Source organism: Aeromicrobium sp. (assembly GCF_014378035.1).
Classification (GTDB): Bacteria; Actinomycetota; Actinomycetes; order Propionibacteriales; family Nocardioidaceae; genus Aeromicrobium.
This window is the reverse complement of sequence record NZ_JACMOM010000107.1, coordinates 1-9442: the sequence shown is the minus strand read 5'-3', so window position 1 is coordinate 9442 and position 9442 is coordinate 1. Positions and strand designations below refer to the sequence as shown.

Here is a 9442-nt window from a genome sequence, read left to right as displayed (position 1 = left end):
GGCTGCTGCATCACGGCACACTCGAGCTCGCGCTTGCTGCGGGCACCTGCCTCGACGATGACCTTGGGGTCGAACTCCCTGGCCTTGTCGACGGCGATCTCGAGCTCGTCCCACGTGTCGACCATCATCACGCCGGAGCTCGAGCCTGCCCGGGCGGGCTTGACGAAAACAGGCAGGCCCAGCGCACGGATGCGCGCCTCGACCCGGTCGCGCTCGCCCTTCCACTGCCACGGCATGATCGTGACGTAGGGGATCTGCGGCAGACCAGCGGCTGAGAACACCGTCTTGGTGACGGGCTTGTCCATGCTCACGGCACTTGCGAGCACACCCGCGCCGACATAGCGGACGTCGGCCATCTCCAGGAGGCCTTGGATCGTGCCGTCCTCGCCCCATGGCCCGTGCAGCAGGGGGAACACCGCGTCGAACTGGTGCAGGTCGCCCCACCCGAACGCCGGGAGGTCGTCTCGAACCGACGGAAGCTGCCCTGCCATCAGATCGGGCCAACGCGCCGTCTCCTCGACCCAGGCACCGTCGCGGGTGATGCCGATGGGCCGGATGTCGTACCGATCGGTGTCGATGACCGCGAGCACCTCGCGGGCCGTCAGGCACGACACACCGTGCTCACTGGAACGGCCGCCAAAAATGACGGCGAGGCGAGGTTTGTCGAAAGAATCGTCCACCGAGAGGCTCATTGCGGAGCACGATACCGGTCAGGGCATGATGGGTTCATGCATGGACACGATCTTTCGCCCTCGACCATTGCGGTCGGTGCCGGGCGGCCGGACCGCGTCCCGGGGGGACCGCTCAACGCGCCGATCACACTCGCCAGCGCGCTGGTTCCCGGCGGGGCGTCCGAGTACGGCCGACAAGGCAACCCCACCTGGGATTCGTTCGAGACGGTGCTCGGTGCACTCGAGGGCGGACGGGCGCTGGCCTTCGCCTCAGGGATCGCCGCCACGACGGCGTTGTTCGACCTCGTCCCGGCGAAGGCAGCCGTCGTGGCCCCCCGCCACGCCTACTACGGCACGATCGCCCAGCTGCAGGAGCGCGCCCGGCGCGGTCAGATCGAGCTGAGACTCGTCGACATCGACAACACGCAGCAGGTCATCGACGCGTCCGAGAGTGCCGCGCTGGTCTGGATCGAGTCGCCGACCAACCCGTCGCTCGAGATCGCCGACATCGAGGCCATCACGCGCGCCTCGGCCCGGTCGGGCACGGCGGTGGCGGTCGACAACACGTTCGCCACCCCCCTGCGTCAGCGACCGCTCGATCTGGGCGCCGACTTCGTGGTGCACTCCGCTTCCAAGCTGTTGTCCGGGCATAGCGACGTCATCCTCGGCGCCGTCGTCACGAACAGCGACCGCGCCCACGACGCGATCCAGAAGCGTCGCACCATGCTCGGCGCCATTCCCGGCGCCATGGAGACGTGGCTCGCCGCCCGAGGCATCCGCACGCTCCACGTGCGCCTCGACCGCGCCGAGTCGAATGCGCGCGAGCTGCACAAGCGCCTCTCGGCCTCGCGCCACATCACGCGGTGCCGCTACCCCGGGTTCGGCACGATCATCGCCTTCGAGGTCGTCGCCGGCGCCGACGTGGCGCAGAAGATGACCGAGCAGAGCGACATCATCACCTACGCGACGAGCCTCGGTGGGGTCGAGTCGACGTGGGAGCGCCGCCGCCGCCATCCTGGCGAGCCCTCGTCCGTCCCCGAATCGCTGATCCGTCTCTCCGTCGGCATCGAGGACGTCGAGGACCTCTGGATCGACATCCGCAATGTTCTGGCGACCTTCAACTAGACCGTTCTGGCCGCAGATTGCGGAGGGCTAGACCGTCTCGGGCTTGGCCTGACGCGAGATCAAATTCGCCACCAGCTCGTCGGGGCTCATCTCGCCAGCGATCAGTGCCGCCACGTGCTCCACGATCGGCATCTCGACGCCGTGCATCTTGGCGAGCTCACTGACCGACTGACACGACTTGACCCCCTCAGCCACCTGGCGGGTCTGCGCCGTGACCTCCGCGACGCTCATGCCCTCGCCGAGCTTCTCGCCAAACGAGCGGTTGCGCGACAGGGGCGAGGAGCACGTCGCCACCAGGTCGCCCATGCCGGCCAAGCCCATGAAGGTCACCGGGTCGGCACCGATCGCCACGCCGAGACGAGCCGTCTCGGCGAGCCCGCGGGTGATGACCGACGCCTTGGTGTTGTCGCCGTAGCCCAGGCCCACGCAGACGCCCACCGCCAGACCGATGATGTTCTTGGCGGTGCCGGCCAGCTCGCACCCGATGACGTCGGTCATCGAGTAGGGCCGGAACGCGGGCGTGTGGCAGGCCTTCTGCAGGCGTTCGGCCACCGTCTGGTCGGTGCAGGCGACGACGCTGGCAGCCGGCTCCCGGTTGGCGATCTCCTTGGCCAGGTTGGGCCCGGAGACCACGGCGATACGCTCGGGACCCGCGCCGGTGATCTCGGCGATGACCTCACTCATCCGCAGGTGGGTGCCCAGCTCGACGCCCTTCATGAGACTCACCATGACGGCATCGGCGGGGATGCGGTCGCTCCACGACTCGAGGTTGGCGCGCAGCTGCTGCGAGGGCACAGCGAGCACGACGATCTCGGCACCGGCGAGGGCCTCGGCTGGATCGGAGGTCGCCGAGATCGCGTCGGGCAGCAGCACGTCGGGAAGGTAGTCGGCGTTCTTGTGCGTGGAGTTGATCGTCTCGCAGAGCTCAGGCCGGCGTCCCCAGAGCGTGACCTCGTTGCCCGCATCGGCCAGCACCAGCGCGAAGGCCGTGCCCCACGATCCTGCGCCCATCACGGCAGTTTTCGCCATTGCCGATCTCCATCAGTTGTCGGTGGTGCCATGTCTCGACGGCGAAGGCGAGCCTACTCTTCCGGGGCGCCACTAGGGTGGGTGCCATGCAAGGCACCGTGGCGCGATTCGACCAGTCCACCCGCGCCGGCGGGCTGCTGACCGACGACGGCATACCGCTCGACTTCGGCGCCGCGACCCTCGCCGACCACATCCGTCACCTCCGCGTCGGCCAGCGCGTGTTCGTCGACACGGACACGTCCGGCAGCGTCATCGGCATCAGTATGTGGCGCTGACCAGCCACCCCTGGGTCTAGAGGGTGACCGGTTTGAAGCTCGGGCGGGTCGCTTCGTACGTCGTGATGTCAGCCTCGTGCGACAGCGTGATGGCGACGTCGTCAAGACCCTCGAGCAGACGCCAGCGGGTGTAGTCGTCAATCGTGAACGAGTCCTCGATGGCGTCGATGCCGTCACCTGCCCGCACCGTGCGGCTCTGGAGATCGACCGTGATCGAAGCTCCCGGCGTGGCGTCGAGGTAGTCCCACAGGCGCTGCACGACCTTGTCGTCGACCTGCGCAGCGAGCAGCCCGGCCTTGCCGGAGTTGCCTCGGAAGATGTCGCCGAAGCGTGGCGAGATGACGACCTTGAAGCCGTAGTTCTGCAGTGCCCAGACGGCGTGCTCGCGTGAGGAGCCGGTGCCGAAGTCGGGCCCGGCCACCAGCACCGAGGCGTCCTTGTAGGCGTCCTGGTTGAGCACGAACGACGGGTCGTTGCGCCATGCCGAGAAGAGTCCCTCCTCGAAGCCGTCGCGGGTGACCTTCTTGAGCCAGACCGCGGGGATGATCTGGTCGGTGTCGACGTTGCTACGACGCAGTGGCGCGCCGACTCCCGTGTGCGAGGAGTACCTCTCCATGTCAGCTACCTTCCCGGTCCGTGCAAGCGAGGTCGAGTCGCGACAGGACTGTCGCTCGAGGGGGTCCGGTGGTCGGGTCAGGCTTTTTCACGTCAGGCTCCTGCCTTCGCGAGTGCTGCGAGATCGGCCGGACCGGCCAAGTGGCCAAGGATCCCGGTTGCGACGGCGACGTCGGGCGACACGAGATGCGTCCGGCCGCCCTTGCCCTGGCGTCCCTCGAAGTTGCGGTTGGAGGTCGAGGCGCTGCGCTCGCCCGGGGTGAGCTGGTCGGGGTTCATACCCAAGCACATCGAGCAGCCTGCCCCGCGCCACTCTGCGCCGGCGTCCTTGAAGATCACGTCGAGGCCCTCCTGCTCAGCCTGCAGGCGTACACGCACCGAGCCCGGCACCACCAGGATGCGGGTGTCCTTGGCCACCGTGTGGCCCTCGATGAGCCGGGCGGCAACACGGAGGTCTTCGATGCGGCCGTTGGTGCACGAGCCGATGAATACGGTGTCGACGTCGATGTCCTTCATCGGGGTGCCGGCAGTGAGGCCCATGTACGTGAGGGCGTTCTCGGCGGCGACCCTCTCGTTCTCGTCCTCGAACGACGCCGGGTCGGGGACGTTGCCCGACAGTGGCACGCCCTGGCCGGGGTTGGTGCCCCACGTGACGAACGGCGTGATGGTCGACGCGTCGATCGTGATGACCTTGTCGAACACCGCGTCGTCATCGGTCACGAGGCTGTCCCAGTGCGCCGTGGCAGCGTCCCAGTCGGCGCCGGTCGGTGCGTTGGGGCGGCCCTCGAGATAGTCGTACGTTGTCTGGTCGGGTGCGATCAGCCCGGCTTTGGCACCCCACTCGATCGACATGTTGCAGATCGTCATGCGGGCTTCCATCGAGAGCCGGCGGATCGCATCACCGCGGTACTCCACGATGTAGCCCTGTCCCCCGCCGGTGGTCTCCTGCGTGATGAGCGCCAGAATCAGGTCCTTGGCGGTCGAGCCCTCGGGCAGGTCGCCGACGACCTCGACGGCCATCATCTTGGGCTTGGCCTGCGACAACGACTGGGTGGCCAGCACGTGCTCGACCTCTGACGTGCCGATGCCGAACGCGATCGAGCCGAACGCGCCGTGCGTCGAGGTGTGCGAGTCGCCGCACACGATCGTCATGCCGGGCTGCGTGAGGCCGAGCTGCGGGCCGACGACGTGCACGATGCCTTGGTCGATGTCACCCATCGGGTGCAGGCGGACGCCGAACTCCGCACAGTTGCGGCGCAGCGTTTCGACCTGCGTGCGCGACACGAGGTCGGCGATGGGCTTGTCGAGGTCGGTCGTCGGAATGTTGTGGTCTTCGGTGGCGAGGGTGAGGTCAGCGCGGCGCACCGTGCGTCCGGAGAGGCGAAGTCCATCGAATGCCTGGGGGCTCGTCACCTCGTGGATGAGGTGGAGGTCGACGTAGAGGAGGTCGGGCTCGCCCTCGTGGCGGCGCACGACGTGCTCTTCCCAGATCTTCTCGGCAAGGGTCCTGCCCATGATGCTCTCCTCGGCTCTTCCTGATTCTGCGGGGCGGTGGTGGCGCGGCTCACGCGCGTGTCATTCACTTGCGTCTCACAATGCGATACGTCAGTATCAGTACATGGACAACTCTAGCGGAGTCGGCGTTCTCGACAAAGCCGCCCTTGTGCTCGCGGCGCTCGAGCCCGGACCTGCCACCCTCGCCGGCCTCGTGGCGAGCACGGGGCTTGCTCGCCCCACCGCTCACCGCTTGGCTGTCGCCCTCGAGCATCATCGGCTCGTCGCCCGTGACATGCAAGGCCGCTTCATCCTCGGCCCCCGTCTCGGCGAGCTTGCCGCCGCGGCGGGCGAGGACCGTCTGCTCGCAGCCGCAGGGCCCGTCCTGGCCCGCCTCCGCGACATCACCGGCGAGTCGGCACAGCTGTTTCGCCGCCAAGGCGACTTCCGCGTCTGCGTCGCGGCTGCGGATCGTCCGACCGGCCTGCGCGACTCGATACCCGTCGGGGGTCAGCTGACGATGAGCGCCGGCTCCGCCGCGCAGATCCTGTTGTCGTGGGAGGACCCGGAGCGCATGAACAAGGGTCTGCTCAAGGCGACGTTCTCCGCCGCCGAGCTGTCGGCCGTGCGCCGTCGCGGGTGGGCACAGAGCGTCGGCGAGCGCGAGAACGGCGTGGGGTCGGTATCTGCACCGGTGCGCTCACCGTCGGGCAAGGTCGTCGCCGCAGTCTCGGTCTCCGGACCGCTCGAACGCCTCACCCGACAGCCGGGACGCATGCACGCGCCAGCCGTCGTGGCCGCCGCTGAGAGGCTCTCGCAGAGCCTTCGCCGATCGACCTGATCTCAGCCCCACCCAAGACCTCGGCCGACCCGAAAACGTCACCACGGGTGGTGAAGCGCCGGATCTGCTGACGCCCCGGGGTCTGCCGTCCGGGGTAAGGCGGTGCTGAGCTACTTCAGGGCGGCGACGAGCTGGTCCTTGCGCATGCGCGAGTAGCCCGCGACACCCTTCTTGCGGGCTGCGGCACGCAGCTGTGCGACGGTCGGCTCGGCGGTGGCGGACGACGTGGCGGCCGTGGTCTGGGCGGCAGGCGCCTTGGCAGCAGGAGCCGTGGTCACCGGGGTTGCCCGGACGGTGGTCGTCCTCGGTCTGGGAGCCGTCGTGCTGGCCTTGCGCGAGCCGGTGGCCGACTTCGCGGCCGCGGTGCCGGCCCTCTTGGCAGACGCTCCGCGCGCCTTGACCTCGGCCCTGACCTGGCCTGCCTTCTTCTCGAGCTTCTTCTCGAGCTTCTCGACATTCTTTTCGAGCTTCGAGACGGTCGACCTGAGCTTCTTGATCGTCGACTTCGCCGCGTCCAGCTCGGCGTCCAGCTTGGACTTGGTGGATTTCGCCTTGGAGTTCTTCTTCGCGGCCATGCCTTCTCCTCATCTTGAAACAACGATGACCTGTGATCCTGCCATGTCGAGGCGAACAGCGTGCCGCGCCATGCCCTCAGAGGGCAGGCACTGATCTGGTTCAGAACAAGCCCGGCTGCTCCAGGTCGAGCAAGGTCTTCTTGCGGTCGAGGCCGCCCGCATAGCCGGTGAGCGACCCGTCGGAGCCGATGACGCGGTGGCACGGCACCACGATGGGGATGGGGTTGGCGCCGTTGGCCGCCCCGACCGCGCGCGCGATCACCGTCTCGTAGCCCAGACGTCGGGCGATGTCGCCGTAGCTCGCCGTCTCGCCGTACGGGATGCGTCGAAGCTCTGACCAGACCTTCTTCTGAAACTCCGATCCCTCGCTGGCAAGAGGAAGGTCGAAGTCGTGACGCTCGCCGGCGAAGTACTCGGCCAGCTGCTTCTCGGCAAGGTCGAGCACCGGATCGTCGGCGCGACCGTCGTGGGGTGAGGCACCGAAGTCGATGGCGGTGATGAGTCCGGCCGACGAGTGCAGTCGCAGTCCTCCGATCGGCGAGTCGATCCATCGAGTCAATGAGGTGGTCATGATGGTGTCCTTTCGAAGGCAGAGGTGGCACGCCACAGGTGCATGCCGGCGTACGAGCGCCAGGGGCGCCAGTGCCGGGTGTCGTCACTGGTGAGCCCAAGTCGCTGGAGCTCGCGTCGCAGCACCAGGTCGGTCTCGAGCAGGATGTCGGGGTGGGCGAGGGCGCGCATCACGATGTAGTCGGCGGTCCAGGGGCCGATGCCCGGCATCGCCAGCAGCTGGGCGCGAGTGGCATCGCGATCGGCACCCGGGTCGAGGTCGAGCTCACCTGAGGCGACGGCTGCCGCGAGACCGATGACAGCCCGTGCCCTCGAACGCGGCATGCCCAGCTCGGTGTCGCCGACGGCGGCCAGCGCCTCGGGGGGCGGGAAGGCGTGGGTGAGGCCGTGCGCCGACGCCAGCACAAGATCGACCCGTGTGCCGAGGGTGTCGACCTGGCGCCCGAGCACCGTGTTGGCCCCCGCCACCGACACCTGCTGCCCGACGATGGTGCGCACCGCGACCTCGTAGCCGCTGACGTGGGACGGGACGCGAAGGCCCGGAGCCCCCTCGACGAGCGGGCGAAGCGTGGGATCGGCGCCCAGCACCTCGTCGATGGCGACAGGGTCGGCGTCGAGATCGAGCAGGCGTCGGGCCCGGTCGACGGCGACCGACATGTCGCGCAGGTCTTCGAGCTCAAGCTCACAGACCACGTGGTCGTCGTGGAGCGTGAGCGCCATGGCTCCGAGCCCCCGCGGCAGCCGCAGGGTGCGAGCGTACGTGCGGCCCTCGACCACCTCCACGCCGACAATGACGTGGGCGGCCAGGAAGTCGAGCAGGGCTGCTGCGTGGAACGGCTGACGCACCGCGAGCCTCACGGTGATGCGACCGGCGGGGCCGCTCTGCCGGGCTCCGCGACGTCCTCGCATCTCGGAGGGCGAGAGCGCATAGACATGCCGGATGGAGTCGTTGAACTGCCTGACCGAGGCGAACCCGGCCGCGAAGGCAATGTCGGACATCGGCATGTCGGTGGTCTCGATGAGCACCCGTGCGGCCTGCGACCTGTTGCTGCGGGCAAGGGCCAGGGGCCCGGCTCCGAGCTCTTGCGTGAGCAGGCGGGTGACGTGCCGCTGGCTGTAGCCCAGGCGGCTGGCCAGTCCGTCAACGCCCTCACGCTCGATGACCCCGTCGCCGATGAGCCGCATGGCGCGACCGACGGCGTCGGCGCGCACATCCCACTCCGGCGAGCCCGGCGTGGTGTCGGGGCGGCACCGGCGACAGGCGCGAAGCCCGGCTTCTTGGGCGGCCGCCGCGGTGACGAAGAAGGTGACGTTGGCCGGCTTGGGGGTGACCGCCGGACACGAGGGCCGGCAGTAGATGCCCGTGGTGCGGACCCCGGTGTAGAACACCCCGTCGAACCTCGCGTCACGCGCCTGAACTGCGCGATAACGGCGCTCGTGATCAAAGTCCATTCGTCCATCATGACCGCCTGCGCCGACAACTTCTAGCGGCTTTCAGACATGGACGCGGGTCGTGGTCCTGGCGCCACGGCTGCAGACCTCCGGACAATGGCATGCTGACGCGATGAAGATCTCGGTGGTCGAGGGTGACATCACCTGCCAGGACGTCGACGCCATCGTCAATGCAGCCAACCGGGCCATGCGAGGCGGAGGCGGCGTTGATGGCGCCATCCATCGTGCAGGAGGCCCCGAGATCCTCGAACAGTGCCGCCGTCGCTTTCCCACCGGCCTCGCGACCGGTGACGCGGGATGGACCACCGCCGGTGACATGCCGGCACGGTGGGTGATCCATGTGGTCGGACCCAACTACAACCGCGGTGAACGCGACCGCGGCCTGCTCACCTCCTGCTACGCCAGGGCGCTTCAGGTGGCGGATGATCTGGGGGTCCAGACCATGGCATTCCCACTGATCAGCGCAGGCAGCTACGGCTGGCCCCTGGACGACGCGATCGCGGCGGCCGACGAGGTGTTCCGAACAGCGACGACCAATGTTCGCGAAGCCCGACTTGTTGCCTTCGGGCCCAGAGCCTTCACCGCCATCGAGAGCCGGCTGGGTAGTGGAGGCGATCGATGAGCTGGCGAACCGTCCCCTCACCCTCGTGCGCGGGTGACGTGTCCCGACAGGTCACCGTGGGCATGGAGGGTGTCGGGCAAATGAAGACCCTCTGACCAGCATCGCTGCAGGTCAGAGGGTCTTTGTCCATGGTAGCCCCGACGGGATTCGAACCCGCGCTACCGCCTTGAGAG

10 protein-coding genes and 1 pseudogene are annotated in these 9442 nt (G+C 68.2%); 4 read left to right on the top strand and 7 right to left on the bottom strand.

What is annotated here, in order from left to right; genetic code table 11:
* A pseudogene (locus H7290_RS05515) lies at window positions 1–692 on the bottom strand (D-alanine--D-alanine ligase A); the annotation flags it as partial.
* 36 nt (window positions 693–728) lie between these two features.
* Between H7290_RS05515 and H7290_RS05510 the strand changes: the two are divergent.
* Window positions 729–1796, top strand: coding sequence for a PLP-dependent aspartate aminotransferase family protein (locus tag H7290_RS05510; protein WP_290513012.1), 1068 nt, complete (start codon window positions 729–731; stop codon window positions 1794–1796).
* A 27-nt stretch (window positions 1797–1823) separates the two neighbouring features.
* Here the strand turns inward: H7290_RS05510 and H7290_RS05505 are convergent, their stop codons facing one another.
* A complete protein-coding gene (locus H7290_RS05505) occupies window positions 1824–2825 on the bottom strand; it encodes an NAD(P)H-dependent glycerol-3-phosphate dehydrogenase (protein ID WP_290513011.1) in 1002 nt (333 codons plus the stop codon).
* Between the two features lie 86 nt (window positions 2826–2911).
* Between H7290_RS05505 and H7290_RS05500 the strand changes: the two genes are divergently transcribed.
* On the top strand, window positions 2912–3100 hold the full coding sequence (locus H7290_RS05500) for a hypothetical protein (RefSeq protein ID WP_290513010.1): 189 nt from the start codon (window positions 2912–2914) through the stop codon (window positions 3098–3100).
* A gap of 16 nt (window positions 3101–3116) precedes the next feature.
* On the opposite strand, the gene leuD is transcribed toward H7290_RS05500, so the two are convergent.
* Both leuD and leuC read right to left on the bottom strand, forming a co-directional pair.
* Complete coding sequence (leuD, locus tag H7290_RS05495) at window positions 3117–3716, bottom strand: 3-isopropylmalate dehydratase small subunit (protein WP_290513009.1); 600 nt, start codon at window positions 3714–3716, stop codon at window positions 3117–3119.
* Between the two features lie 92 nt (window positions 3717–3808).
* A complete protein-coding gene (gene leuC, locus H7290_RS05490; protein ID WP_290513008.1) occupies window positions 3809–5230 on the bottom strand; it encodes a 3-isopropylmalate dehydratase large subunit in 1422 nt (473 codons plus the stop codon).
* A 103-nt stretch (window positions 5231–5333) separates the two neighbouring features.
* Here leuC and H7290_RS05485 point away from each other — a divergent pair, with 103 nt between their 5' ends.
* A complete protein-coding gene (locus H7290_RS05485; protein ID WP_290513007.1) occupies window positions 5334–6050 on the top strand; it encodes an IclR family transcriptional regulator in 717 nt (238 codons plus the stop codon).
* 110 nt (window positions 6051–6160) lie between these two features.
* Here the strand turns inward: H7290_RS05485 and H7290_RS05480 are convergent, their stop codons facing one another.
* From H7290_RS05480 to H7290_RS05470, 3 genes are all read right to left on the bottom strand, one after another.
* Complete coding sequence (locus H7290_RS05480) at window positions 6161–6625, bottom strand: Rho termination factor N-terminal domain-containing protein (protein WP_290513006.1); 465 nt, start codon at window positions 6623–6625, stop codon at window positions 6161–6163.
* 100 nt (window positions 6626–6725) lie between these two features.
* Window positions 6726–7196 (bottom strand): methylated-DNA--[protein]-cysteine S-methyltransferase, encoded by a 471-nt coding sequence (locus H7290_RS05475; RefSeq protein WP_290513005.1) that lies wholly within the window; start codon window positions 7194–7196, stop codon window positions 6726–6728.
* Window positions 7193–8647, bottom strand: a complete 1455-nt coding sequence (locus H7290_RS05470) for an AlkA N-terminal domain-containing protein (protein WP_290513004.1) — start codon at window positions 8645–8647, stop codon at window positions 7193–7195. Before H7290_RS05470 ends, H7290_RS05475 begins: the two co-directional genes overlap by 4 nt.
* A 112-nt stretch (window positions 8648–8759) precedes the next feature.
* Here H7290_RS05470 and H7290_RS05465 point away from each other — a divergent pair, with 112 nt between their 5' ends.
* The gene (locus H7290_RS05465) at window positions 8760–9269 is read left to right on the top strand and encodes an O-acetyl-ADP-ribose deacetylase (protein ID WP_290513003.1); all 510 of its coding nucleotides are present in this window, start codon (window positions 8760–8762) and stop codon (window positions 9267–9269) included.
* The last annotated feature ends 173 nt before the right edge of the window (window positions 9270–9442 follow it).

What these genes read in the sequence shown, in the direction of transcription:
- leuC (WP_290513008.1), bottom strand. Translation starts at nt 5,230, where the DNA reads ATGGGCAGGACCCTTGCCGAGAAGATCTGGGAAGAGCACGTCGTGCGC.
- H7290_RS05465 (WP_290513003.1), top strand. Translation starts at nt 8,760, where the DNA reads ATGAAGATCTCGGTGGTCGAGGGTGACATCACCTGCCAGGACGTCGAC.
- H7290_RS05505 (WP_290513011.1), bottom strand. Translation starts at nt 2,825, where the DNA reads ATGGCGAAAACTGCCGTGATGGGCGCAGGATCGTGGGGCACGGCCTTC.
- H7290_RS05500 (WP_290513010.1), top strand. Translation starts at nt 2,912, where the DNA reads ATGCAAGGCACCGTGGCGCGATTCGACCAGTCCACCCGCGCCGGCGGG.
- leuD (WP_290513009.1), bottom strand. Translation starts at nt 3,716, where the DNA reads ATGGAGAGGTACTCCTCGCACACGGGAGTCGGCGCGCCACTGCGTCGT.
- H7290_RS05480 (WP_290513006.1), bottom strand. Translation starts at nt 6,625, where the DNA reads ATGGCCGCGAAGAAGAACTCCAAGGCGAAATCCACCAAGTCCAAGCTG.
- H7290_RS05470 (WP_290513004.1), bottom strand. Translation starts at nt 8,647, where the DNA reads ATGGACTTTGATCACGAGCGCCGTTATCGCGCAGTTCAGGCGCGTGAC.
- H7290_RS05510 (WP_290513012.1), top strand. Translation starts at nt 729, where the DNA reads ATGCATGGACACGATCTTTCGCCCTCGACCATTGCGGTCGGTGCCGGG.
- H7290_RS05485 (WP_290513007.1), top strand. Translation starts at nt 5,334, where the DNA reads ATGGACAACTCTAGCGGAGTCGGCGTTCTCGACAAAGCCGCCCTTGTG.
- H7290_RS05475 (WP_290513005.1), bottom strand. Translation starts at nt 7,196, where the DNA reads ATGACCACCTCATTGACTCGATGGATCGACTCGCCGATCGGAGGACTG.